21 protein-coding genes are annotated in these 25,301 nt (G+C 68.4%); 12 read left to right on the plus strand and 9 right to left on the minus strand.

The annotated features are described in order from the left end of the window. The first annotated feature begins 45 nt into the window (after positions 1–45). The 4 genes from AC3ITN_RS00755 to AC3ITN_RS00770 all read left to right on the plus strand — a co-directional run bounded on the left by AC3ITN_RS00755 (position 46) and on the right by AC3ITN_RS00770 (position 3,598). Entirely contained in the window at positions 46–1,143 is a 1,098-nt protein-coding gene (locus AC3ITN_RS00755; protein ID WP_489392974.1) for an alkene reductase, read from the plus strand. 55 nt (positions 1,144–1,198) lie between these two features. Continuing rightward, positions 1,199–1,987 (plus strand): SDR family NAD(P)-dependent oxidoreductase, encoded by a 789-nt coding sequence (locus AC3ITN_RS00760; protein ID WP_489391722.1) that lies wholly within the window; start codon positions 1,199–1,201, stop codon positions 1,985–1,987. Between the two features lie 61 nt (positions 1,988–2,048). Further along, on the plus strand, positions 2,049–3,050 hold the full coding sequence (locus AC3ITN_RS00765; protein WP_489392975.1) for an NADP-dependent oxidoreductase: 1,002 nt from the start codon (positions 2,049–2,051) through the stop codon (positions 3,048–3,050). A gap of 89 nt (positions 3,051–3,139) precedes the next feature. Beyond that, entirely contained in the window at positions 3,140–3,598 is a 459-nt protein-coding gene (locus AC3ITN_RS00770) for a YbbD-related protein (RefSeq protein WP_489391723.1), read from the plus strand. Between the two features lie 35 nt (positions 3,599–3,633). Here the strand turns inward: AC3ITN_RS00770 and AC3ITN_RS00775 are convergent, their stop codons facing one another. The 3 genes from AC3ITN_RS00775 to AC3ITN_RS00785 are packed head-to-tail and all read right to left on the minus strand — an operon-like array spanning position 3,634 to position 6,544. Then, the gene (locus AC3ITN_RS00775; RefSeq protein ID WP_489391724.1) at positions 3,634–5,019 is read right to left on the minus strand and encodes a sensor histidine kinase; all 1,386 of its coding nucleotides are present in this window, start codon (positions 5,017–5,019) and stop codon (positions 3,634–3,636) included. Beyond that, on the minus strand, positions 5,006–5,719 hold the full coding sequence (locus AC3ITN_RS00780; protein ID WP_313342237.1) for a response regulator transcription factor: 714 nt from the start codon (positions 5,717–5,719) through the stop codon (positions 5,006–5,008). Before AC3ITN_RS00780 ends, AC3ITN_RS00775 begins: the two co-directional genes overlap by 14 nt. Positions 5,720–5,743: 24 nt before the next feature. Next, the gene (locus AC3ITN_RS00785; protein ID WP_489391725.1) at positions 5,744–6,544 is read right to left on the minus strand and encodes a MipA/OmpV family protein; all 801 of its coding nucleotides are present in this window, start codon (positions 6,542–6,544) and stop codon (positions 5,744–5,746) included. Between the two features lie 232 nt (positions 6,545–6,776). Here AC3ITN_RS00785 and AC3ITN_RS00790 point away from each other — a divergent pair, with 232 nt between their 5' ends. Further along, positions 6,777–8,009 (plus strand): efflux RND transporter periplasmic adaptor subunit, encoded by a 1,233-nt coding sequence (locus AC3ITN_RS00790; RefSeq protein WP_489391726.1) that lies wholly within the window; start codon positions 6,777–6,779, stop codon positions 8,007–8,009. After that, positions 8,006–11,056: an efflux RND transporter permease subunit gene (locus AC3ITN_RS00795; protein ID WP_489391727.1), complete on the plus strand. Its 3,051-nt coding sequence runs from the start codon at positions 8,006–8,008 to the stop codon at positions 11,054–11,056. Before AC3ITN_RS00790 ends, AC3ITN_RS00795 begins: the two co-directional genes overlap by 4 nt. A gap of 10 nt (positions 11,057–11,066) precedes the next feature. Here the strand turns inward: AC3ITN_RS00795 and AC3ITN_RS00800 are convergent, their stop codons facing one another. The 4 genes from AC3ITN_RS00800 to AC3ITN_RS00815 all read right to left on the minus strand — a co-directional run bounded on the left by AC3ITN_RS00800 (position 11,067) and on the right by AC3ITN_RS00815 (position 14,174). After that, positions 11,067–11,321, minus strand: coding sequence for a hypothetical protein (locus AC3ITN_RS00800; RefSeq protein ID WP_489391728.1), 255 nt, complete (start codon positions 11,319–11,321; stop codon positions 11,067–11,069). A 115-nt stretch (positions 11,322–11,436) separates the two neighbouring features. Beyond that, positions 11,437–12,363 carry an alpha/beta fold hydrolase gene (locus tag AC3ITN_RS00805; protein ID WP_313342218.1) on the minus strand — a complete coding sequence of 309 codons (927 nt, stop codon included), beginning with the start codon at positions 12,361–12,363 and terminating at the stop codon, positions 11,437–11,439. A gap of 16 nt (positions 12,364–12,379) precedes the next feature. Next, a complete protein-coding gene (locus tag AC3ITN_RS00810; protein WP_489391729.1) occupies positions 12,380–13,282 on the minus strand; it encodes an alpha/beta hydrolase in 903 nt (300 codons plus the stop codon). 67 nt (positions 13,283–13,349) lie between these two features. Next, a complete protein-coding gene (locus tag AC3ITN_RS00815) occupies positions 13,350–14,174 on the minus strand; it encodes an alpha/beta fold hydrolase (RefSeq protein ID WP_489391730.1) in 825 nt (274 codons plus the stop codon). A gap of 254 nt (positions 14,175–14,428) precedes the next feature. Between AC3ITN_RS00815 and AC3ITN_RS00820 the strand changes: the two genes are divergently transcribed. Beyond that, positions 14,429–14,962: a hypothetical protein gene (locus AC3ITN_RS00820; RefSeq protein ID WP_489391731.1), complete on the plus strand. Its 534-nt coding sequence runs from the start codon at positions 14,429–14,431 to the stop codon at positions 14,960–14,962. Positions 14,963–14,974: 12 nt separating this feature from the next. Here AC3ITN_RS00820 and AC3ITN_RS00825 read toward each other — a convergent pair whose 3' ends face one another. After that, a complete protein-coding gene (locus AC3ITN_RS00825) occupies positions 14,975–15,598 on the minus strand; it encodes a response regulator (protein WP_489391732.1) in 624 nt (207 codons plus the stop codon). 208 nt (positions 15,599–15,806) lie between these two features. Here AC3ITN_RS00825 and AC3ITN_RS00830 point away from each other — a divergent pair, with 208 nt between their 5' ends. Further along, positions 15,807–16,448, plus strand: a complete 642-nt coding sequence (locus AC3ITN_RS00830; RefSeq protein WP_489391733.1) for a cysteine hydrolase family protein — start codon at positions 15,807–15,809, stop codon at positions 16,446–16,448. 26 nt (positions 16,449–16,474) lie between these two features. On the opposite strand, the gene AC3ITN_RS00835 is transcribed toward AC3ITN_RS00830, so the two are convergent. After that, entirely contained in the window at positions 16,475–19,522 is a 3,048-nt protein-coding gene (locus AC3ITN_RS00835) for a sensor histidine kinase (protein ID WP_489391734.1), read from the minus strand. A 234-nt stretch (positions 19,523–19,756) separates the two neighbouring features. Here AC3ITN_RS00835 and AC3ITN_RS00840 point away from each other — a divergent pair, with 234 nt between their 5' ends. From AC3ITN_RS00840 to AC3ITN_RS00855, 4 genes are all read left to right on the plus strand, one after another. Continuing rightward, the gene (locus tag AC3ITN_RS00840; protein WP_489391735.1) at positions 19,757–20,242 is read left to right on the plus strand and encodes a hypothetical protein; all 486 of its coding nucleotides are present in this window, start codon (positions 19,757–19,759) and stop codon (positions 20,240–20,242) included. Positions 20,243–20,400: 158 nt separating this feature from the next. Beyond that, entirely contained in the window at positions 20,401–21,033 is a 633-nt protein-coding gene (locus AC3ITN_RS00845) for a TetR/AcrR family transcriptional regulator C-terminal domain-containing protein (RefSeq protein WP_313342200.1), read from the plus strand. A gap of 50 nt (positions 21,034–21,083) precedes the next feature. Beyond that, a complete protein-coding gene (locus tag AC3ITN_RS00850; RefSeq protein ID WP_489391736.1) occupies positions 21,084–22,181 on the plus strand; it encodes an efflux RND transporter periplasmic adaptor subunit in 1,098 nt (365 codons plus the stop codon). Continuing rightward, positions 22,178–25,243 (plus strand): efflux RND transporter permease subunit, encoded by a 3,066-nt coding sequence (locus AC3ITN_RS00855; RefSeq protein WP_313342195.1) that lies wholly within the window; start codon positions 22,178–22,180, stop codon positions 25,241–25,243. The genes AC3ITN_RS00850 and AC3ITN_RS00855 overlap by 4 nt, the downstream gene beginning before the upstream one ends. Positions 25,244–25,301: the final 58 nt, after the last annotated feature.

Genomic DNA, 25,301 nt, shown 5'->3' on the forward strand with positions numbered 1-25,301 from the left:
CCCTCGGCAACAGTCCCCTCCACGATCACGACGCCCCGATACCCCATGACGAACACGACGCTCTTTCAGCCTTACCTGCTGGGGTCGCTGACCCTGGCCAACCGCATCGTGATGGCACCGCTGACGCGCAATCGTGCCGGCGCCGGCCTGGTGCCCGACCCCCTCGCGGCGACCTACTATGCCCAGCGCGCCTCGGCCGGCCTGATCATCACGGAGGCCACCCAGATCTCGGCCCAGGCTCAGGGCTATCAGGACACGCCGGGGCTTTACACGCAGGACCAGATCGACGGTTGGCGCCAGGTCACTGAGGCTGTGCATGCCCGCGGCGGGCGCATCTTCGTGCAGCTGTGGCACGTGGGCCGCATCTCGCACGTGGATCTTCAGCCGGGCAACGCCGCGCCTGTCTCGGCGTCGGCCATCCGTGCGCAAACCAAGACCTTCGTCAACAACGGCTTTGTCGATGTGTCCGAGCCGCGTGCCCTGGAGATCAACGAACTGCCCGCCATCGTCGATGATTTCCGCCAGGCAGCCGCCCATGCGATCGCGGCCGGGTTCGACGGCGTGGAGATTCACGGCGCCAACGGCTACCTGCTCGAACAGTTCATCAAGGACGGCGCCAACCAGCGCACGGACGCCTACGGCGGCTCGATCGAGAACCGCGCGCGGCTGTTGCTGGAGGTCACGGCGGCCGTGGCAGCCGAGATCGGCGCGGAACGCACTGGCGTGCGCATCTCGCCGGTATCGCCGGCCAACGCAATTGCCACGGTCAGCGACCCGCAGCCGCAGTACGACTACATCGTCGATCAGCTCAGCGCGCTGGGGATCGTCTATCTGCACGTGGTCAAAGGCGCAACCGGTGGCCCGCGTGACGTCGCGCCCTTCGACTTCGACGGGCTGCGCGGGCGTTTCAAGGGGACGTATCTGGCCAACAACGGGTACGACCTGGAACGGGCCAGCACACACCTCGCCGAGGGCAAGGCAGACATCTTCGCCTTCGGTCGCGCCTTCATCAGCAATCCCGATCTGGTCGAACGCCTGAAGACGGGCGCGCCCTTGAATGCATTGAACCCGGACACGTTGTACGGCGGCGGCGCGGAGGGCTACACCGACTACCCCGCGTTGACCGATACGACGCAGAAGTAACCCGTCCAATAGCGCCGCGCTGCACAGCCCCCAACTGACCTTCAAGAGAGACACCATGAGCCATCTCCCCACCGTACTCATCACCGGCGCCTCCAGCGGCATTGGCAGCGTCTACGCCGAACGTTTCGCCCGCCGTGGCCATGACCTGGTGCTGGTCGCGCGTGACAAGGCCCGGCTGGAGACGTTGGCCGCACGTCTGCGGGAGGACAGCGGAGTAACCGTTGACCTGCTGCCGGCCGACCTCACCCGGCCCGCCGACCTGGCCACTGTCGAAGCGCGCCTGCGCGACGACGCCCGCATCGGCATCCTGATCAACAACGCCGGCATTGCCCAGTCCGGCGGCTTTACCGAGCAATCGGCCGACAGCATCGACCCGTTGGTAACGCTGAACATCCTCGCCCTGACGCGCCTGGCCGCAGCCGTTGCGCCGCGACTGGCGAGCGCGGGCAATGGTGCGATCGTGAACATCGGCTCGGTGGTTGGGCTGGCGCCGGAGTTCGGCATGTCCGTGTATGGTGCGACCAAAGCCTACGTCCTGTTCCTGTCGCAGGGGCTAAGCCTGGAACTGTCGCCCAAGGGCGTCTACGTGCAGGCCGTGCTGCCCGCAGCCACGCGGACCGAGATCTGGGAGCGTGCCGGCATCGACATCAATACGTTGTCGGAGGTGATGGACGTCGGCGAGCTGGTCGATGCCGCCCTGGTCGGCTTTGATCGTCGCGAGACCGTGACCATACCGCCGCTGCATGTAGCCGAACGCTGGGACACGCTCGACGCCTCGCGTCAGGGTCTGCTCTCGGATATCCGCCAAGCGCGCGCTGCAGAACGCTATCGCAGCGCTGATTGACGCCGTGCCCGCCCAGGCACCCCCTCGTGATGCTCACTATTCAACCAGAGGCACACCGCCCATGAGAGCTTTCCTCATCGATCGTTATGGCAAGAAGGAGAGCGGCCGCATCGGCGACCTCCCGCAGCCCGCGCTGCGAGACGGCGATGTCCTTGTCCGTGTGCATGCTGCCAGCGTCAATGCGCTGGACAACAAGATCAGGACGGGCGAGTTCAAGATGATCCTGCCCTATCGCCTGCCGTTGATCCTTGGCAACGATATGGCGGGGACGGTGGTGAGCGTCGGGTCCGGGGTGAGCCGGTTCAAGCCGGGCGACGAAGTCTATGCACGCCCGGACGATGATCGCATCGGCACGTTCGCCGAGTTCATCGCCGTCAACGCGGGCTCCGTGGCGCTCAAGCCGAACAATCTGGACATGGTGGAGGCCGCCGCACTGCCCCTGGTTTCGCTGACGGCCTGGCAGGCCTTGGTGGAAACAGCGCAGTTGAAGCCGGGGCAGAAGGTCTTCATCCAGGCCGGCTCAGGCGGTGTTGGCACCATTGCCATCCAGCTCGCCAAACATCTGGGCGCGTTCGTTGCCACCACCACCAGCACAGCCAACGTCGCGTGGGTGAAGGCGCTGGGGGCGGATGTTGTCATCGACTACAAGCAGCAGGACTTCGCCGCCGCACTGCGCGATTACGACGTGGTGCTCAACAGCCAGGGCAACGACGAGCTGGAGCGCTCGCTGGCGATACTCAGGCCAGGTGGCCATCTCATCTCCATCTCCGGGCCGCCCACACCCGCGTTTGCCACCGCGCGCGGGCTCCGCTGGCCGCTGAAGCAGGTACTTCGTCTGCTCAGCCGTGGCATCCGGAGCCGCGCAAAGCGGATGGGGGTGACGTACACCTTCCTGTTCATGCGGGCAGAAGGGAAGCAGCTGAGCGACATCACCTCGCTGGTCGAAGCCGGCGCGATCCGCCCGGTCATCGACCGGGTCTTCCCGTTCCAGGACACCCACAGCGCGCTGGCGTATGTGGAGAGCGGCCGAGCGAAGGGCAAGGTGGTCGTCAAGATGGTGTAGGTTTCAGTCAGAGCATCCGCTCCCACCTGGTCTGCTACCGCCGCCCAGCGGGAACGTCGCTCGAGCCTTCCGACCCATGAGGTATCTGCGTGAATCAAGGAAGATCGCTACGCCAGCGCGTGGTGCAGGCGCTGCCAATGTTCGCGGTGCTCCTCGTTGCGGGTTGCACGGACATCGTGAAAAGCCGCTACGAGACACTCGCCGATGCACGTGCGGACGAGCTGTTCGGTCGGGGTTGGCTGCCGGATGTATTGCCGCCGTCAGCCGTCGACATCGTGACCATCAACAATCTGGACATCAATGAATCCCACGGTGAATTCTCGTTCGACCCGGATGAAGCACCCGCACTGTTCCGGCAGCTGCAACGCGGCGTGCCCGGCAAGCTTCGCCCGCATGTGTCTGATGAGGTGAGATCGGCGCAGGCGCGGAAAGGCAGTTCCATTTGGTGGCTGGAACAGAACGACAGCACGTGGGTATTCATGTGCACGGCCGCCAAGGGGCACTGCGAATACAGCATGTGGTCCGACTGGACCCCGCCCGGCGTTTGAGGAACCAACGGCACCGGCCAGTGCCAGCCGTCGCGCTATTCAGTCCGTGCATCAGCCACGTGCGGCGAGCGCTGTTGCGGCACCGTCACCACGAAGCATGCGCCAGCGCTGTCGGTGTCTGGCGCGAGCGCTATCTCCCAGCCGTGCGAGAGGCAGATTTCCAGGCAGATCGCCAACCCCAGTCCAGCCCCACCGCTGTCTCTGGCATTGCCGCGCCAGAAGCGCTTGAACAGATGGGGGCGGTCGGCGTCGGCGACGCCGCTGCCGGCATCACGGACGCTGAAGCCTTCGGCGCGCAGCTCCACGTGGACCACGCTGTCGGCGGGTGAGTGATGCAGCGCGTTCTCAAGCAGGTTTTTGACCAGCACGAAGACTGCCGCTGCATCGGCCTCCACCGGCGGATGTGCGGTGTTCGTGCTTTCCACCACCACGGTGACCGCGCGTTGGGTGGCCAGGCGGTCCAGGTAGTCGACCGCATCGAGTACCACCGCACCGAGCCGCACGGGTGCGAACGCGTAGTTGTGGCCTTCGCTCACTTCGGCCAGATGCAGCAGCTGGTGCACCTGGCGCGCCATCTGCGCGGTGTCGCGTAGCAGCAGCTCGGTGTTGGGCGCCCCGCTGAGTTCGATCTCCGCCTGCAACAATGCCAGCGGCGTCTTCAGTTCATGCGCGGCCGAGGCCAGAAACTCCTGCTGTACCCGGAAACCCTGTTCCAGGCGCGCCAGAGCGGCGTTGAACGCCTCGATCATCGGCACCACCTCCGACGGTAGCCCTTCGCTGCGCAGGCGCGACCCCAGATTGCGCGGCCCGATCCGCGACGCGACGCGCGAGGCCTGGCGCAGCGGTCGCAGCATGCGGTTGACGATGATGGCGATGACCGCCATGAACGTCAGCAGCGCCAGCACCGCAACGGCCGTACCGGCACGCAGGTACAGCCGGGAGGCATGTTCCTTGAGGGTGATCACCAGCCGGTCGCTGCGCGCGATGCGCAGGCCGTAGACCTGTCCGGCATGCTCAAGCCGCGCATGGGTGACCTGCAGGTGGATATCGCCCCCCGGGTTGGCAAGGGTCAGGGAGGTGGCATCGGCAGGCAGTGCCTGCAACGCCTCCAGCGCGGGGCTGGCCGGGCTGCTGGCCACGCGACCCCCGCGGCTGTCGGTGAGCAGGAAGGCCGCATCGCGGGGCATCGCGTCGTAGACGTTCCCCACCTCCGGTGGCAAGGAAAGCCGCACGGTGCCGGCCGCATCCACCTGCATGCCGGCGCGGAGTTCGGCCACTTCCTCCATCAGCTCCTCACGCACCATGTCATCGGGGGCCGCATGCCGGACCAGCAGCATGACCGCCGCCGCAGTGAGGGCGCCGGCCAGCAGCGCCAGCAGCGTGGCCAGCATCAAACGCGCGCTGAGACTACGCGGCAGCATCGGTGGGCCGCAGGGCGAAGCCAAGGTTGCGCATGTTGACCACCGACAACCCCGCATCGATGGCGGTCAGTTTTCGCCGCAACCGATGCAGCGCCACGTCCAGCGCATTGGGTGTCACGGCCTCACCCACCCCCCAGGCGGCACGCTCCAGTGCCCCCCGTCGCACTACCTGCCCCGCCGCGCGCACGAGCAGGATGATGATCTGCAGCTCGGCCGGGGCCAGGCTGACCTGTTCGTCGCCGCACTGCATGCAGCTGCTCTCGGCCAACACCTGCAGCCGATGGTGGACCAGCTGTGGGTCGCGCAGCGCTGCCGGGCGGCGCATCAGGGCGCGCACCCGCGCGCCCAGTTCCTCGATGGCGAACGGCTTGGGCAGGTAATCGTCCGCCCCCGCATCCAGTCCTTCGACGCGGTCGTGCAGCGCATCGCGCGCGGTCAGCATCAGGCACGGGATGCGGTTGCCAACCGCGCGCATGCGCCTTACCAGTTCAAGCCCATCGCCATCGGGCAGACCGCGGTCGATCACCGCCAGTGCATAGCCATGCCGGGTCAGCCCGTGCCAGGCGCTTTCCAGCGTGGCGAAGGTATCCACCGCGATGCCCGCCGCACCCAGCCCACGCTCGACCAGGCTGGCCAGTCGCGCATGGTCTTCGACCAGCGCGATCCGGTTGGGCAGGGCAGGGGGCGTTGTCTGGGACATGGCGAAGGCAGGAGTCGGTAGGGGTCAGAAGCCGCGGGTGATGCCGATGCGCAGCGCGGCCGACCCATCGGTATCGGGCTCGCTCAGCGGGCTGTCGGTGATCTCGTCGGGCAGGACGTCGTAGCTGATGCCGCCCAGCAATCGCCACTTCTCGCCCAGCGGGCGCGAGAAGGCGATGCTGACGTGCGGAACCACGGCGGCGCCGGGCTGGTAGCGCACTACGCCACGTGCAACTTCCTCGTCCAGCGTGCCATGGTAGTAGTTGACCATATCATCGGACATCCAGCGCACGCCGACGCCGGGCACCACGGTGGTGCGGCCCCACTGCAGGGCATAGGCATAGTCGGCCGAAAGCTCGTAGCCGCCGCTCGCATCGGTGACATCGGCCAGCGCGCTGAGCTTGAATTCGCCGGCCGCGCCGCTCCAGGTGGCGGCGATGCCGGCGTCCAGTGCGTCGTCGCGATCCTCCAGCAGGGCCGGATCCACGCCGTTGGCCAGCAGTTCGCGGCGGCCGAGATCCTTGATGTCCACGCCATCGAAGCGCCCGGCCAGCACCGCATCCAGGCTGAAGGTATCGCCCTGGACCAGGTGCACGCCGCCGGTGAGACCCCGCCAGAAGATGCGCTTGCCCTCGAACGTAAGCAGCGGAACCGGGCGCACGCGCGTTCCCTCGCCGGCATAGGGGCTTTGGCGCACGGACGCGGCCACACCGATCGACCAGCGGTCATCGTCGGCCTTGGCCAGCAGGTCGCCGGTGCTGGAGGGGCTCTGTGCCACGGCCAGCGCAGGCAGCAGGAAGGGAACGGAAACAACGTACTTGAGCATGGGGGACTTCCTTGAGAGGGCGCGGCGAGCATTGCGGGCGCGGACTTACAGGCGACTTACCGCCGGCCGATGCGTCGCCTGCCGTTCAGCCAGCGGCCGCGTTCGAGCCTCGCGGCATGCAGCGCCAGTAAGAAGCAGGTAACCCGTGCCGCCGCACACTCGGCACCGCCCCTGCCAGGCGCGGCCGTTGTCGTCGTTCCGGCAGCACCGCCCTACCTCTCCGAGCACCTGCATGGTCCCGCATCGTCCCCCGTCCTCTCGCAGCCGTCTTCTGGCCGCCTCGCTTCCCCCCATTCCTGCGCGCGCCAGCGGTCGCAGCAGCCTGTTGTTCAAGGCGGTGCTTACTGCGGTGGCGCTGCTGGTCGCCGGTCTGGTCACGCTGCTGGTCGCGCGGTCGGCGCGCAGCGGCGCCACCGCCGGCAATGATGTGGTCCAGGCACCGCCCGCGATGACCGTCACCACGGTGCAGGTAAAGCAGCAGGACTGGGACGAGGCCCTCACCGCCTCGGGCGCCATTGCCGCCTGGCAGGAGTCGGTGGTGGGTGCGCCGCTTGCGGGCCTGCGCCTGGTCAGCGTGGACGTCGACGTGGGGGCGGTGATCCGCAAGGGCCAGGTGCTGGCGCGTTTCGATGATGCTCTGCTGCAGGCCGACGCGCAGCGATTGCAGGCACTGTTGGCCCAGGCCGACGCCGAGTCGGCGCGCGCCCGCCGCGATGCGGAGCGGGCCCAGGCGCTGCGCCCGAGCGGGGCGCTGAGCGAGCAGTCGGTGCTGCTCACCCTGACCGAGGCAGAGAGTGCGGCTGCGGCCGTGCGCTCGGCGCGCGCGGCATTGAAGGCCAAGCAGGTGGAGATCGATTACGCGGTGGTACGGGCTGCCGATGACGGTGTCATCAGCGAACGCAGTGCAACCTTGGGTGCAGTGCCCGAGCGTGGCGAACCGCTCTTCAGGTTCATCCGGCAGCAGCGGCTGGAGTGGCGAGGTGAGCTGGGCGCGGCGCAGCTGGCCAAGGTCCGCGTCGGCCAGCGCGTGCGCCTGACGCTGCCGGACGGCAGCAGCGCCAACGCACAGCTCCGCCAGATCGCCCCGACGCTGGACGACGCTGCACGCATGGGACGGGTATACGCCGATCTTCCTGTCGGCAGCGCCGCGCGCGCAGGCATGTATGTCCAGGGAGAGATCGGCCTGGCACGCTCGCCCGCGCAGGTGGTACCGGAATCGGCACTGGTCGTCCGCGATGGCCGCAGCCTGGTGTTTACGGCAAACGCCGATGGGGGCGCCGGGCATGTCAGCGCACGCACGGTCACGGTGGCGCGCCGTCGCCAGCGCCAGGTTGACGTGGGCGGAAGTCTTGAACCGGGTGCTTGGGTCGTCGACCAGGGGGCCGGGTTCCTCGCCGAGGGTGACCGCGTCCAGATCGTCGCGGGGCGCGCCGCTACCGCGCCGGTCGCAGCAGGCACACGATGAACCTTGCGACCTGGTCCATCCGCAATCCCGCCCCCGTGCTTCTGCTGTTCGCCCTGCTGGTGGTCGCCGGCGCGATCGGTTTTGCTCGGCTGCCGATCCAGAACCTGCCCGAGATCGAATTGCCCACGGTCAACGTGGCGCTGGCCCAACCCGGTGTGGCGCCGGCGCAGCTGGAGACGGCCGTGGCCCGGCCGGTCGAGAATGCCATCGCGGCGGTGGTCGGTCTGCGTCACCTGCGCACGCAGGTGAGCAATGGGGTGGTTCACATCTCGGCCGAATTCGAGATCGGCACGCCGTTGTCCGATGCGCTGGATGACGTCAAGGCGGCCGTCGACAGCACCCGCGCGGCGCTGCCCGACGACGTACTGCCACCGGCGGTAAGCGCGGACGTGGTGGGCAGCAGCCCGATCCTGACCTACGCGGTGGAATCGGCGACGCTGGCACCCGAGCCGCTCTCGTGGTTCGTCGACGATACGTTGGACAAGGCCCTGCGCGGTGTTCCCGGCGTTGGACGCGTCGAGCGGCTCGGCGGCGTGCAGCGCGAGATCCGGGTAGAGGTGGAACCACTGCAACTGGACGCGCTGGCGGTGACCGCCAGCGATGTCTCACGGGCGTTGGGTGCCGTGCAACGCCAAGCGTCAGCCGCTGGTGTGCGGCTGGGCGGCGGCGAGCAGGCGCTGCGGACGCTGGCGACGGTGAACGAGTCCGCTGCGCTGGCCGATCTGATGCTGGCGCTGCCCGACGGGCGGCATCTGCGGCTGGGCGAGCTGGCTACGGTCACCGACGGGGTGCGTGATCGTGACCAGGCGGCGCTGCTGGACGGAACCGAGGTAGTGGGCTTCCACGTGTACCGCGCCCGCGGCAGCGACGAAACCCGCACCGCCGAGCAGGTGGCGGCGATGCTCGAAACCCTGGCCACGTCCCACCCGGGGCTGGTGTTCACCCCGGTGGCCAACCGGGTGGCCTACACCTTGGAGCAGTACCACGGTTCGATGCAGATGCTGTTGGAAGGCGCGGTGCTGGCGGTGCTGGTCGTGGCCTGGTTCCTGCGCGACTGGCGCGCGACCGCCGTGGCGGCAATGGCGTTGCCGCTGTCCATCCTGCCCACCTTCGCCGTGATGCCCTGGCTGGGCTTCTCGCTCAACACGCTGACGCTGCTGGCACTCGCGGTGGTCGCCGGCATCCTGGTGGACGATGCGATCGTGGAGATCGAGAACATCGAAACCCATCGGCGCCGAGGCAAATCGATCACGGTGGCCACCGCCGATGCGGTGAACGAGATTGCCTTGGCGGTCCTGGCCACCACGCTCACGCTGGTGGTGGTGTTCCTGCCGACGGCATTGATGCCGGGCATCGCGGGACTGCTGTTCGCCCAGTTCGGTTGGACGACGGTCATTGCCGTGCTGGCGTCGCTGCTCGTCGCGCGCCTGCTGACGCCGCTGCTGGCCGTGCACTGGCTGCGCGCGCTGCCGCCGCGCCCGCGCCCCGAGGGCCGGGTGATGCCGCGTTATCTAGCGGCCGTGCGCTGGGTTCTCAGCCACCGCCGGACCACGCTGGCCGGGGCGCTTGCCTTCCTGGTGGGGTCGTTCGCGCTGCTGCCGCTGCTGCCCACCGGCTTCATGCCCGCCGCCGACCTGGGCTACGTTGAGGTGGCACTGGAATTGCCGCCGGGTGTTGCGCTGGCCGACGCGGTGCAGGCGGCCGAGCAGGTGCGCCACGCGGTGGCCGGCACGCCGGGTGTGGCGCAGGTATTCACCCGCGTAGGCGAAGCGGGTGGCGAGGACGGAGCGTCACCGGAGGTGCGCCGCGCGCTGCTCACGTTGAGCCTGGCACCGCGCCGACAGCGGGCGTCTCAGCAGGCGATGGAAGCGAAGCTCCGCGAGCGCCTGGCGTCCGTGCCCGGCATGCGTTTCAGCGTGGGCGGCGGCAGCCTCGGCACCGCGCTCACGCTGATCCTCGCCGGGGACGATGCGCAGCTGCTGCAGGCTACGGCGCAGACCCTGGAACAGCAGATGCGGGGGATTCCGGGCCTGGCCAACGTCACCTCGACGGCCAGCCTGGAACAACCCGAACTGACCATTCGACCCGACGCGCACCGTGCCGCGGAACGCGGGGTGTCCACCACGGCGATCGCCGATACGCTGCGGATAGCACTCGGCGGCGATGTCGACGCGGACCTGCCGCGGCTGGACCTGGACACGCGCCAGTTATTGATCCGGGTGCAGGTGCCGCTGCGCGTCCGCGAGGATCTGGACGCCATCGGGCGCCTGCGCGTGCCGGCGCGCGACGGCACGGTGCCGCTGGCGAGCATCGCCCACCTGGGCATGGAAAGCGGACCGAGCCAGATCGACCGGTTCGACCGCCAGCGATACGTCACGCTGGGCGCTGGCCTGGCCGGCATGCCACTGGGCGATGCGGACGCAGCGGTTGCGGCACTGCCGATCAGCCGCGCCATGCCGGCAGGCGTAAGGCCCATCGAAGCGGGTGACTCGGAACTGGCGGCCGAGCTTGCCAGCGGCTTCCTGATCGCCATCGCAGCTGGGCTGGCCTGCATGTTCTGTGTGCTGGTCCTGCTGTTCAAGGACGCGTTCCAGCCGCTGACGATTCTGTCGGCCGTGCCGCTGTCGCTGGGCGGCGCGCTGCTGGCGCTGCTGGTGACCGGCAGTGCCTTGGATGTGCCGGCCATGATCGGGCTGGTGATGCTGATGGGCATCGTCACCAAGAACGCGATCCTGCTGGTGGACCACGCGGTCAAGGCGATGCGCCATGGCGGCCTGCTCCGCGACGCGGCGCTGGTGGAGGCGTGCAGCCACCGCGCACGACCGATCATCATGACCTCGTTGGCGATGGTGGCAGGGATGCTGCCGATCGCGCTGGGACTGGGCGCGGATGCCAGCTTCCGGCAACCGATGGCGATCACCGTCATCGGCGGCCTGGTCACCTCCACCCTGCTCAGCCTGCTGGTCGTGCCGGTGCTGTTTACCTGCATCGATGATGCGCGGGTCTGGCTGCAGCGCCGGGGCAACAGACGTGGCGAACCCGGATGAAACGGACGGGTCAGGACAGGTCCACGAACCGGCTGCGCAGTACACCGTCAACGCTCACGATGGCATCCAGCCGTAGCAGGCGCCCGTCGTCCAGCTGCATGTACTCCACCGCATCGCGCGCCTGCAGATCGGCAATACATGCAGAGACGGTCTCGTGCTGGCCGGCGCCGGTGTCGAACACGATGACGACGCGCCGGCCAACGGTGGCCGTTGCCTCCAGCACGTCATGGAACTCGCAGTTGATGGGAACGTAGGTTCGGTTCATGGCGCGGTCTCCTAAAGAATGGCGGGCGTGGCGCATCGCGAGGCGTTGAGCCTGATGTCGGATGTGGCGCGGATCGCCCATGGTTCGAGGGCTGATCCGCTCCCCACCCTGCCGATCACTTGTCCAGAAACGCTACCAGCGCAGGAATGGTCTGCTCCGGCGCTTCTTCCATCAGCCAGTGGCCGGAGCCCTTGACGATCACGCCCTGGACATTCGTATCCACCAGCTTCGCCTGGTCGATCAGGAACTGGCCACCGGCCTTCTCGCCGGAGAGCACCAGCATCGGCATGTGCAGCGGGGTCTTGGCGAAGCCGGCGAAATCCTTGGCGTCCTGCTCGAAGTTCTTGAAGTACTCGAAGCCCGCGCGCATGCCGCCGGGACGCGCATATTCGGACGCGTAGAACTGGCGGTCGGCCTCGGGCACCGAATGCGTGCGGTCGGCGGCGAAGTCGTTCCAGAAGTGTTCGAAATACGTCCGTTCGCGGCCATCGACCAGCTTCAACGGCGTTTCACCGTAGAAGTGGAAATGCCACAGGTCGCGCAGCAGCCACACATGGGTCCAGTCGCCCACGCCCGGCAGGAACGCGTCCATCAGCACGACGCTCTCCACCTCGTCCGGGTACTGCGCCGCGTAGGCATACGCCACCATCAGGCCGATGTCGTGGCCGACGATCTTCACCTTCGGGTAGCCAAGCGACTTCACCAGCGCGTGGATGTCCTGCGCCAAGGTCTTCTTGTCGTAGCCACCGACCGGCTTGGACGATTGGCCGGCGCCGCGCAGGTCCGGCGCGATCACGACGTGCTGCCCGACAAGCTGCGGCATCAGCGGCCGCCACATGTGGCTGGTTTCGGCATAGCCGTGCAACAGCACCACCGGCGATTCGGTGCCTTGCCCGGCTTTCAGGTAGTGCAGGGTCACACCATTCACATCGGCGGTGTGGCTCTGGATGGCAGTGGTGTCGGCTGCCTGGGCGGTGGCGTGCACCGCCAGCAGCACCAGCAGGGCGGCAACGGTACGGAAGGGTCGCGGCAGCAGCTTCATTGGAGTCTCCATGCGGTTACGGGGATGCAGCGTCGGCAGGAAGATGGCGCTCGATCCACCGCACGAAGTCGCCGACCACGCCTTCCCGCCCCGCATCATTGAGCAGGTCGTGGGCGTGATCCTTGTACAGCAGCAACGTCTTGTCGGCCGATCCCGCGTTGTCGTTGAACAGCTGGCTGCCGGCAGGCACGGTGACCTTGTCGGCCGTGCCATGCGCGATCAGGACCGGCAGCCGCAGGCTCGGAAACCCGCGCCGCAGCCGGTCGATGCCCACCAGCATCTGCGCGACGGTCAGCGCGGTCTGCTTCTCGCCGGCAATGAGCGGATCGGCATTGAGCGCGGCCACCACCTCGGGCAATCGCGAGAATTCCTTGTTGGGCAACTTCAGCACGCGCAGTTTCGGGAACGGGCCGCTGAGCCAGCGCACCAGCGCCAGCACCAGGGGTGGCGCCGGTACCTGGAACGCGTAGCTCTCGCAGATCAGCCCGGCCAGTTCGTCCTGGTGCGACAGGGTGTACGCCGAGGCGATCACGCCGCCCGCACTGTGCCCGAGCAGGAACACCGGCAGGCCCGGCTCGCGCGCACGCGCCACGTTCAACAGCGACTGTACGTCGGCCAGGTAGTCGTCGAAGTGCTCCACGTGGAAACGTTCGCCACTGGACTTGCCACGCCCGCGCAGGTCCACGGCATAGACGGCCAGGCCGATCGCCGTGAACTGGGCAGCAGCCCACTGGTAGTGACCGCTGTGCGAGTTGAAGCCGGGCACGATCGCCAGCACTGCGCGTACCTTGCCGGTGGGGCGCCAGCTGCGGATGAACAGCTCGCGCTCACCGCCGGTGATGAACTCTTCGCTGCGCGTCGGCCCGGTGTCGCGGGGGTCGGATGGCACGGCATGCAGGGCTGCAGGGGGAGCGTTCATGGCAGGTCCTCGGTAAGAAAACACGCGCCGACAACGCCGGCGCGGAAAAGTGCGCGGGGGAGGGCGCTCAGGGGGTGAGGAAGGCGAGCAGATCCTGGTTGAGCTGCTCCTTGGCGGTGTCGCCCAGGCTGTGGCCACCGCCGGGATAGATCTTCAGCTGCGCGCCTTTGACCAGCGTGGCCGAGCGCAGTGCCGCCGCCTTGATCGGCACGATCTGGTCGTCGTCGCCGTGGATGATCAGGGTGGGAACATCGATCCTGCCCAGGTCGGCAGTGAAGTCGGTTTCGGAAAACGCCTTGATGCAGTCGTACGCATTCTTGTGGCCGGACTGCATGCCCTGCGTCCACCACGCGCGGATCAATCCTTCGGAGACCTTCGCGCCGGGGCGGTTGAAACCAAAGAACGGTCCCGTTGCCACCTCCAGGAAGAACTGCGCACGGTCGGCCAGGTAGGCGCTGCGGAAGCCGTCGAACACCTCGATGGGCAGGCCGTCGGGGTTGTCGGCGGTCTTGAGCATGATCGGCGGCACCGCGCCCATCAGCACCACTTTCGAGACGCGCGCGGTGCCATGCCGACCGATGTAACGCGCCACTTCGCCGCCGCCGGTGGAGTGGCCGACCATCGCCACCTTGTCCACGCCCAAGTGGTTGAACAGCGCCGCCACGTCATCGGCATAGGTATCCATGTCGTTGCCGTGCCACGGCTGGCTGGAGCGGCCGTGCCCGCGGCGGTCGTGGGCGATGCAGCGGAAGCCCTTGCTGGCCAGGAAGAACATCTGCGCCTCCCACGCATCGGCGTTGAGCGGCCAGCCGTGGCTGAAAGACACAACCGGACCGCTGCCCCAGTCCTTGTAGTAGAGGGAGGTACCGTCGGCGGTGGTGAAGTAGCTCATGGCGGCCTCGATGCGGTGGGCGTGGGGAAGGGATGAGGGTGCAGCCTCACATGCAGGTGCGGCGTCGGCATCGGGCGTTCGGGCGCGCACGCGCTCCCCCATCCGGGGGCCGTTGTACCTGCCCGTCGGCATCCTGATCGCCAGTGACCCCCACATGGGGGTACTACGGATGCCCCGACCGGCAGCGGCCAACCGCGCGGCTGGGGTTACCCTTCGCCCAGCGCGCCATGCCGGCGTGCGTTCGGGAGAACGGCATGCTTGACCGGCTGGCGGTGCTCGACACGATCCTGCAGGACCATGCGCAGGCGCTTGGCCGGGATTACCACCCCTACCGCAACCACGCCTACCGCGTGGCCAACTTCGCCTGGTGCCTGCGGCCCGGCAGCGTGCACGACCTGTACGTGCTGTCGGTGGCGGTGGCCTTCCACGACCTCGGCATCTGGACCGCGGGCACCTTCGATTACCTGGCGCCGTCCGAAGCACTGGCGCGGCAGTACCTGCTGGACCAGCAACGTCCCGAGCTGGTGCCCGTGGTGCTGGCGATGATCAGTGAACACCATCGGGTGTCCCACGTGCCGGGCGACCAGGACCCCTGCATCGAGGCGTTCCGCCGTGCCGATTGGATCGACGTGTCACTCGGACTGCGCCGCTTCAACCTGCCTGGCGACGCGTTCACGCGGATCGTGAAGCAGTTCCCGCGCCTCGGCTTCCATCTGCGCCTGGTGCAGTTCTCGCTGCGCCACGGCCTGCGCCATCCGCTGCGGCCTCTGCCCATGCTGAAGCCCTAGCACCGCCGCGCGTCACCCCTCAAGGCGCACCAGCCCACGCCGCAGCGCGATGTGGATGGCCTCGGTCCGGGTGCGCGCGCCGACCTTCTCGAAGATGCGCGCCAGGTGCGATTTGACCGTCTCCGCCGAGATGCCCAGTGTGTTGGCGATGCGCTTGTTCTCCCAGCCATGGGCAAGCGCGGAGAGGATCGAGAGCTCACGTGCGGTCAGCGCCTCCTCGCCCACGTGCTGGGCGATCTCTTCGGAAATCTCCGCCGACAGGCAGCGCTTGCCCTGATCCACGCGGCGCAGTGCATCGATGAGCTCACCGCGCAGCGAGCTCTTCAGCAGGTAGCCGCAGGCACCGGCCGCCAGCGCATCACGCGCATTGGCATCGCCGCGGTAGGTGGTGAGGATCACCACGCGGGCCTGTGGGAACTCCGCGCGCAGGCGGCGGGTAAGTTCAATGCCACCCACGCCGGGCATCTGCAGGTCGACCAGTGCGATATCCGGGAGCAGGCGCCGGAACTGTTCCATGCCGCTGTGCGCATCGGCCGCTTCGCCCACGACGACCATGTCCGGCTCCACCTCCAGCATGGACGCGATGCCCTGGCGGATCAGCGGGTGATCGTCGATGGTCAGGATGCGGATGGTCATGGCTAGCCCCCGGGCAGGGCACCACCGTGCATCGTGGCGCGGCCCAACGCAAGCGTGGCGCGCGTGCTTGTCCGCCATGCGACCGACGGCGCCGCCGACGCCCCCGAATGGGGGGCGCCGACGTGGCCGGAACACGCCACGACAGCCGTATGGCGTGCGCCGACACTCTGCGTGAAGGGACGTCCCTCGGCCCGGGAGCCGCCGCACCATGAGCGCCAGCGCACCTGCCTATCCTGCGGGGCATACCGCCCTGCTGTTCGTCGACCCCTACAACGACTTCCTCGCCGACGGCGGCAAACTCTGGCCGGCAGTGGTCGAGGTGGCGACCGCCGTCGACCTGCATGCCAATCTGCGCCGCATCCGCGACGCGGTGCATTGCGCGCGCTGGCCACTGTTCATCGTGCCGCACCACCGGTCCACGCCGGACGATCTGCATGCGTGGCAGCACCCGACGCCGTATCAATGCGGCGCCTCCGAAGCGCAGGTGTTCGCGCGCGACGGTTGGGGTGGCGAGTGGCACCCCGACTTCGCGCCGGAGCCGCATGACATCATCGTCAAGGAGCACTGGGGCGGCAGCGGCTTCGCCAACACCGACCTGGACCTGCTGCTGAAGCAGCACGGCATCAGCCACGTGATCGTGGTTGGCCTGATCGCCAACACCTGCATCGAAACCACCGCGCGTTTCGCCAGCGAACTGGGCTACCACGTCACCCTGGTGCGCGATGCCACGGCCGCCTTCAGCCAGGCCGCCATGCATGCCGCGCACGAGATCAACGGCCCCACCTATGCCCACGCCATCGTGAGTACGCGCGAGCTGCTTGCCCGCATTCCCTTCAGTGCCGATCCCTGACCGCATCGCGGTCGTCGCCCGTCGAGTCAGCCCGGGTCGCTGCCGCGCGTGACCCGCCAGCGCGGCAGGCGCAGCCGTACCCGCGTGCCACCGTCGGGCCGCGGCTGCACCAGCAGCGTGCCGCCGCAGAGCGCGGCGCGCTCGCGCATGCCGGGCAGGCCCCAGTGCCCCTCGCTGCCGCCGTGCGCAAGCACGTCATCGCCGATACCGCAGCCGTCGTCCTCGATCTCGACGACCGTGCGCAGCAATGCGTAGGTGATGCGCACGGTAATGCGGGATGGGGTGGCGTGGCGGTGCGCATTGGCGACCGCCTCGCGCACGATCCGCTGCACTTCACCCAGTTCCGGGTGGCGCCAGCGCCGTGGTTTCCCGTGCACTTCGACCGCAAAGCCGGTCTCTGCCGGCAGCTCCAGCTGTGCCGGCAGTGCGCGCACGGCCGATTCGAGGTCGTCGAAACGACCCTCCTCGCGGCGCAGTGCGCGAATGCGGTCGCGGCCCTCCACCAGGCCCGACTCCGCCTCCTCCAATGCATGTGCCAGGCCCGCATCGGCCGCCGCCGTGTCGCCCGACGCCAGCCGACGGCGCGAGGATTCAATGCGCAGCATCAGCGCCTGCACCGACTGCAGCAGGGTGTCGTGCAGGTCGCGCGCGATGCGCTCGCGTTCGCCCACCCGCGCGCGGTAGACGCGCTGCACGCGTTGGCGCGCCACGGATACCCGCCAGCGCACGAACGCCCAGATCAATGCGGCTGCCGCGGCTACCAGCGCGAGCGCGAACCACGTGGTCTGCCAGAACGCGGGCAGTACCGTGACGTTGAACGACGCCTCCTGTGCCGACCACGCGCCGGTATCGTCGCTGGCGATCAGCCGGAACCGGTAACTGCCCGGGGCCAGACGGCTGTAGATCGCCTGCCGTTCTGTGCCGGCATCCATCCAATCGTCGTCCACGCCGTCGAGCCGATAGCGGAACCGCACCCGTTCGGGAATGCGCAGCGCCGGGGCCGTGTAGTCCACGCGCAGGTCACGGCTGCCGGCCGGCAGGCGCAGGTGCGGTGACAGCGGCACGGGTGCGTCGTCCACCTTGACCGCCAGCAGCGTCGGAGCGGGGGGCGCAGCGGCCGGGTTGCGGGTGATGTGGCGCGGGTCGATCCAGTGCACGCCGCGGTTGGTGGCGAACCAGATCCGGCCCTGCGCATCGCTCAGCACGGAGGGCACGCCGCCGGTCTGCTCCGACGTGCCGCGCAGGCCGTCGAGTACGCCGAACCGTTCGAATGCCACGGCATGGGTGGGATCGCGACGCCACTGCGCCATCTCCGCCGCGGGAATGCGGGCAAGCCCACCGCGCCCGCCCAGCCACAGTTCGCCATCGGGCAGCAGCACGATGCCGCTGGTGCGCTCGAAGGTCTCACCCGCACGCCCCAGCAGGCGGTGGAACGTTTCGTTGCTGCGCATCGCCACGCCCCTGGCGCCGCCGGCCCACAACGTGTCGCCGTAGTTCTGCAGCACCGCAATGCGGCCGATGCCCGGGCCGTCCTCCTTGAGGTCGCGGCGGCGTCCGTGTTCGAACACGCCGATGGTCTGCCCCGCATCAGTCCAGATCCGTCCGCGCGCATCCTCTGCCAGCGCCCGCGGGGTGACCCCCGGCTGCATGCCGTACTTGCTGTTCTGCACCTCCCATGCGCCGTTGTACAGGCGCAGCAGCCCGCCGTTGAGCCGGCTCACCCACAGCCCCCCGGCGCGATCACTGGCGATCATGTTGACCACGCCATCGCCTTCCAGGTCCGGCGGCAGTGCCACACGCTCCAGCCCATTGGCACCGACCCGCGACAGCGATCCGCGGCCGCTGCCCACCCACAACGTGCCGCCGGCGTCGCGATGCATGGCGCTGACGCCTTCCATCTCCAACCCGCCCAGTTCCTGCACGCGCCCGCCCCCTGACGCCGACGGGTCGGGGGTGACCCACAGCGGGCCGCGGTCCGGGTTGCCCACCAACAGGCGACCGTCCTTGCCGAGCGCCATCGAGAACGACTGGTCGCGACGCGGCAGGGTGACCGCCGCCAGTGCGTTGTCGCGGAACCTGTCCAAGCCGTTGGCCGTGCCGGTCCAGAGATTGCCCTCGCGATCCTCGAACAGCGTCCACACCACTTCCGAGGTCAGGCCCTGGGCGGGTCCGAAGTACTCCGGCTGCGGTGCCACCACGCCTCCCCCGGGCGCGCGCAACGCGTGGGCGTCACGCACGCGGGCGATACCGCCCGCCGTGCTGAGCCACATGCCGCCATCGCGGTCGAAGCGCAGGCCTGCGCCTTTGAACGCCGGGTCCAGCCAGCTCACGGTCGCCCGGTCATGGCGACGGTCGCGCTCGGCCCGTGCCAGCGGCCGCACCCCCCAATAGTCGGCCGCCCACAGCGTGCCGTCGGCGGCCTGGTCGAAGAACGGAATCTGGACCGGCGTGGGGGTGGGTTGGAAGCGCGATGCGCCCGGGGCGAGGTGCACGATGCCGAACGCCTCGTTCTCCGAGTACGCCACCCAGATTCCGCCCTGGCGGTCGGCGAAGATCCGCTCCGGGCGCCAGCCCGCGTCGAAGCCCATCGGCTGCGCGGTCTTCCAGGTATCGCTGGCCGGATCGAGCCAGACCAGCGATACCGGCGTGATCGCCCACAGCCGCTTGGCGGCATCGCGCGCAAAGCCCATCACCGAGCCCAGCGGCACGTCATCGCGCTGGTAGGCGTACTGGCCCGGGTGCGGTCCACCCAGCCGGCTCATGCCGCCGTTGAAGTAACCCACCCACAGTGAGCCGTCGGGCTCGGCCAACAGGCTCAGCACGTCTTCCTCGATCAGCGGGTCGTCGCCCATGCGGGTGATGCGCTCGAAGCGCACGCCGTCGAAGCGGTACAGGCCCTGCCTTGAGCCCAGCCAGAGCAGACCGTCGGTCGTCTGCGCGATGGAGAAGATCTGTGCCGGTGCGCCGTCATCGGGTGTCCAGCGGTCGTGGCGCAGCTGGGTCAGGGCGCGGTCGGGCGAGAGCGCATGCGCTGCTGGCACCGCACCCGCGCTGATCAGCAGACCGAGCAGCAACAGCCGGCAGAAACCGCCGAGGCTCCTGTTCGTGACGTGCGCGGATGCATGACGAACCGGAAGCCTGGGCATGGAGGCAGACCAATGGGGCAGGGTGCGCACTGCGCAGCCCGCGGCCGGGTGGGGTTTCGGCGGAGTATGCCATGCGTGGTGCGGTGCGCCGGGAGGCTTGGCAGGGGATGGGGCGCTGCGCGATCATGCGCGCCCACCCCGGTACACCTCACGGATGAGCAGATGCGATTCAACTTTTATGGGTTCGAGGTCGTTCCGCAAACGACGCGGGGTCGCTGGCTGATGTTCGGCGCGATCGTGTTGAGCGTGCTGATGCTTTATCCCGGCATCAAGAAGCGTGGCGAGCAGATCGCCAGGCAGACCGAACGCGTGGCGGGTTTCGACATGCCGGCCGGCATGAAGCCGGCCTGGACCGAACACCCCAAAGAGAACACCATCGAGCTGGACCCCCGCGGCAGCATCGAAGTGGGCAAGCCCCTGCGGCGCGGCTATCGCCTTGAACCAGCGCAGGCGCAGGCGCTCATGGAGAGCTGCACCGAACGCGGCGGACAGGTCATCGACGGCAACGACGCCGCCAAGGCGTATCCCCGCCTGATGGGGCGCCTCCACGGCAATGGCCCGATCTGCATGCGTACCGACAACGCGCCGAGGCGCGCCGTGTCATTGCTTCAAGGCGACACCCTGGTCATCCAGATCGCCAACTACTGAGCGCCGGCGCTGACGCCGGGCCCCGTCAGTAGCGCCACGCCCCTGCGTGGCTTCGCCGTGCCCGAACGAAGTGCAGCCACGCAGGGCGTGGCGCTACTTGCAGGGTGCAACCTAACACTGTTAGATTCGCCCCTAACAACGTTAGGTAGAAGCCCCCAGTGCGTCAACCCATCGCCCGGGACAACATCGTCGGTGCCGCCTTCAAGATCCTCGACGAGGCCGGCATGGAGGGCGTGACCCTGCGCAAGGTGGCCTGCACGCTGGGCATCCGCGCGCCGTCGCTCTACTGGCACTTCAAGAGCAAGCAGGCGCTGGTCGATGCCATGGCCGACGCCATGATCGTGGACGTGGCCCGGCACATCCCCGACGGCCAGCCCTGGCGGGAGACCCTGCTGCAGATCGCCCGCGAGTTCCGCACCGCGTTCAAGGCCCGCCGCGATGGCGCGCGGGTCTACGCGGGCACCTTCCTGGCCACCGAGAACGTGCTGCGGGTGGGCGAAGCCAGCATCGCCGCGCTGGTCGGGGCAGGCGCCTCGGTGCGCTTTGCCGCCACCGCCTCGATGGACCTGGTGTATTACGCGATGGGCTTCGTCATCGAAGAACAGTCGTGGCCCGGCGACGGCAGCATGGAGGCGCTGGGCGAGGTCTTCATGGCCCTGGCCGAGGCACGTTTTCCGCAATGCTGGGCGGCCCGCGATGTCTGGAGCGAGGTCGATTTCGACACGCGCTTCGAGCAGGGCCTGGGGCTGATGCTCGATGGCATCGCACTGCGCCTGGCCCGCGCGCCCTGATTCGTTTTCCCTTTCCTTTGTTCCCGCTGTTCCGACACGGAAGCTCATCCATGCGTGCACCCCTCCTCCGCAGCTCGCTGCTCCTGCTCACCCTCGCACTGCTCACCGCGTGCGGCGACAAAGACGACAAGGCCGCTGCCGACGCAGCCGCCACCTCGGCATTGCCTGTCTCCCTCGCCACCGCCCAGCAGCAGCCGATGGCGCGCACGGTGCTGGTCTCCGGCCCGGTCACCGCGTACGAGGAAATGCAGCTGGGCGTGGAGATCAGCGGCCAGCGCGTGACCGCGTTGCCGGTGGACGTGGGCCAGTGGGTCAAGCAGGGCCAGGTGCTGTTGCAGCTGGACCACCGCACGCTGGACAGCGAACTGGCCCAGGCCGACGCCTCGTTGCGGCAGGCACAGGCGTCGCAGGAACTGGCGCGCCTGAACTACGAACGCAGCGCCAAGCTGGCCGCCCAGCAGCTGATCAGCGAAAGCAGCCTGGATGAGCTGCGCGCGTCGCGCATCAACGCCGAGGCGCAGACCGCTACCGCCCGCGCCGCCCGCGACGCGGCCAAGCTGCGCCGCGATTTCGCCGACCTGCGCGCCCCGGCCGACGGCCTGATCTCCAAGCGGCTGGTGCAGCCGGGCCAGGTTGTCTCGGCCGGCACCGAACTGCTGCGCCTGATCCGCGACGGCCGCCTGGAATGGCGCGCCGAGCTGCCCGAAGACCAGCTCACCGGCGTGGCCGTGGGCAACACGGTGGAGCTGCCGCACGCCGATGCGGTGGTCAACGGCCGTATCCGCGCAGTGACCCCGGGCGTCGACGCGCAGACCCGCACCGGGACGATCTACGCCGACCTGCCGGAGCCGGGCACGCTCAAGCCCGGCATGTACATCGAAGGCCGCATCGTCACCGGCGAGGGCCCGGCGCTGACCATTCCGACCGCCGCGATCGTGCAGCGCGACGGCCACAGCTATGTGTTCACCGTGAACGACACGCAGCAGGCCGCGCGCCTGCGCGTGCGCACCGGCCAGGCCGTGCAGGGGCGCACCGCGATCCTGGAAGGCCTGAAGGTGGGCGACCGGGTGGTGGTGGAAGGTGCCGGCTTCCTGGGTGAGGGCGACCGCGTCCGCGTGGTGGCCGACGCCAAGGCGACCGCCAAATGAATATCTCCGCCTGGGCCATCAAGCGCCCGCTGCCGGCGCTGCTGATCTTCTTCGTGTTGTGCGTGGCCGGCTTGTGGGGCTTCTACCAGCTGCCCGTGGCGCGCTTCCCCGACATCGCCTTCCCGATGACCACCGTGACCGTCACCCAGCCGGGCGCCTCGCCCAGCCAGCTGGAGGCCGAGGTCACCCGCAAGGTCGAGGACTCGGTGGCGACGGTGAACAACGTCAAGCGCGTGATCTCCTCGGTCAGCGAAGGCGTCAGCACCACTACCATCGAATTCCAGCTGGAGGCCGACCTGGCCACCGCGCTGGATGACACCCGCGACGCGGTCACCCGCATCCGCACCGATCTGCCGCAGGACATCCAGGAACCGGTGATCTCCAAGGTGGACATCGGTGGCTCGCTGATGACCTACGCCCTGGTCGCGCCGCACATGACGCCCGACGAAGCCAGCTGGTTCGTCGACCGCGACATCTCGCGCGCCATGTATGGCGTATCGGGCGTGGCGCGGGTCACCCGCGTGGGCGGCGTGCAGCGCCAGGTGCGGGTTGACCTGGACCCCAATGCATTGATCGCGATGGGCATCACCGCTGGCGACGTATCGCAGCAGCTGGCGCGCATCCAGGTCGAGCGCGCCGGTGGCAAGGCCGAGATCGAAGGCGCACAGCAGACCATCCGTACCCTGGGCACCGTGGGGGACGCGCAGGCCCTGCGTGACTATTCCATCGCACTGCCGGACGGGCGTGCGGTGCGCCTGTCCACGCTGGCCACTGTCACCGATGGCGCCGCCGACCCGACCGAGGCGGCCCTGCTGGACGGCGAGAAGGTGGTGGCCTTCTCGATGTCGCGCACGCGTGGTTCCAGCGAGGTCAAGGTGGAAGCCGGCGTGCATGCCGCGCTGGACCAGCTCAAGGCCGCGCACCCGGGCATCGATTTCCGCCTGGTCACCACTGCCATCGACGAAACCCACCGCTCCTACGACTCGTCGATGACCATGCTCTGGGAGGGCGCGCTGCTGGCCCTGCTGGTGGTGTGGCTGTTCCTGCGTGACTGGCGGGCGACGTGGGTATCGGCGCTGGCGCTGCCGCTGTCGATCATTCCCACCTTCGCGGTGATGTACTTCTTCGGTTTCACGCTCAACATCATCACCCTGCTGGCGCTGTCGGTGGTGGTCGGCATCCTGGTGGATGACGCGATCGTGGAAATCGAGAACATCGTGCGCCACCTGCGCATGGGCAAGCCACCGCTGGAGGCCGCACGCGAAGCCGCCGGCGAAATCGGCAACGCGGTGATCGCCACCTCGCTGACCCTGGCCGCCGTGTTCGTGCCGGTGGCGTTCATGCCCGGCATCGCCGGCAAGTTCTTCCGCGAGTTCGGCTGGACCGCTGCAACTGCGGTGCTGTTCTCGTTGCTGGTGGCGCGCCTGCTCACCCCGATGATGGCCGCCTACCTGCTCAAGCCGCATGGTGAGGAGAAGCCCGAATCGAAGTTGATGGGCTGGTACCTGGGCTGGGTGGACAAAGCACTGCGCCACCGGGGCTGGACCCTGTGGCTGGCCTTCGCCATGTTCGTAGGGTCGCTGGCGCTGGTCCCGTTGATCCCGGCCACCTTCATTCCGCAGTCCGACCTGGGCCGCAGCAACCTCAATCTGGAGCTTCCACCGGGCACCCGCCTGCAGGAAACCGTGGCGGTGGCCGAACGTGCGCGTGCGCTGCTCAAGGACATGCCCGAGCTGAAGCAGGTCTACACCGCCGTCGGCGCCGTGCTCGACCTGGGCGACCCCAGCGCCACCGGCGTGGGCGAACCGCGCAAGGCGACGCTGATCCTGGATTGGGGCGTGGCCGATGACCGCGACCGCGACCAGCGCGCGCTGGAACGCGATGCGCGCGCACGCCTGGCCAACCTGCCCGGCGTGCGCGTGAGCTATGTCAGCTCCGAGCCGGGCAACCTGCTGCAGCTGGTGCTGTCCGGCGATGATCCGCAGCGCCTGCAGGAAGCGTCCACGGCGTTGGAGCGCGACCTGCGCGGCATCCAGGGGCTGGGCAGCGTGACCTCCACGGCCTCGCTGCTGCGCCCGGAAGTGCAGATCGTGCCGCATCCGGCGCGTGCGGCGGACCTTGGCGTGGCCACGCAGGACATCGCCGAAGCCGCCCGCATCGCCACCGCCGGCGATTACGAACAGCGCCTGGCCAAGCTCAACCTGCCCGACCGCCAGGTGCCGATCCGGGTCGGATTCGCCGAGGCCACGCTGGCCAACCCGGCGCTGATCGGCCAGCTGCGCGTACCGGGCCGCAACGGGCCGGTACCGCTCGCCGCCGTCGCCGATATCCAGCAGGGCAGCGGTCCCTCGCAGATCTCGCGCTACCAGCGCCAGCGCAACGTGACCCTCACCGCCGAGCTCAACGGTCGCCCACTGGGCGATGTGATGACCGAGGTACAGGCTCTGCCCAGCGTGAAGCAGCTGCCGCCGGGCGTGACCTTCCTCAATACCGGCGACGCGGAAGTGTTCGTGGAGCTGTTCATCGGCTTCATGCTGGCGATGGCCGCCGGTTTGATCTGCATCTACATGGTGCTGCTGCTGCTGTTCAACCACGCGCTGATGCCGGTCACCATCCTGGCGGCGGTGCCGCTGTGTGCGGGCGGTGCGTTCGGTGCGCTGCTGATCACCCAGAACATGCTTTCGCTGCCGGCGTTGATCGGGTTGCTGATGCTGATCGGCATCGCGACCAAGAACTCGATCCTGCTGGTGGACTACGCGGTGATGGCCGAAGACGAACATGGCATGAGCCAGCACGACGCGCTGATCGACGCCTGCCGCAAACGCGCCCAGCCGATCGTCATGACCACGCTGGCGATGGGGGCGGGCATGATGCCGATCGCGTTGGGCTTCGCGGGCGACTCCAGCTTCCGCGCACCGATGGCGATTGCCGTGATCGGCGGCCTGATCACCTCCACGCTGCTGAGCCTGATCGTGATCCCGGCCGCGTTCACGGTAATGGACGACCTGGGCGAGTGGATGTCGCGCAAGTTCCGCCGCCGTTCCACGCACGGCGCACATTGACCGAACGAGACGACGAACCAACACGACGAAAAAACACGACAAACCAACACGACGGGGT

It is taken from the genome of Stenotrophomonas sp. KH_036_B (genome assembly GCF_057839485.1).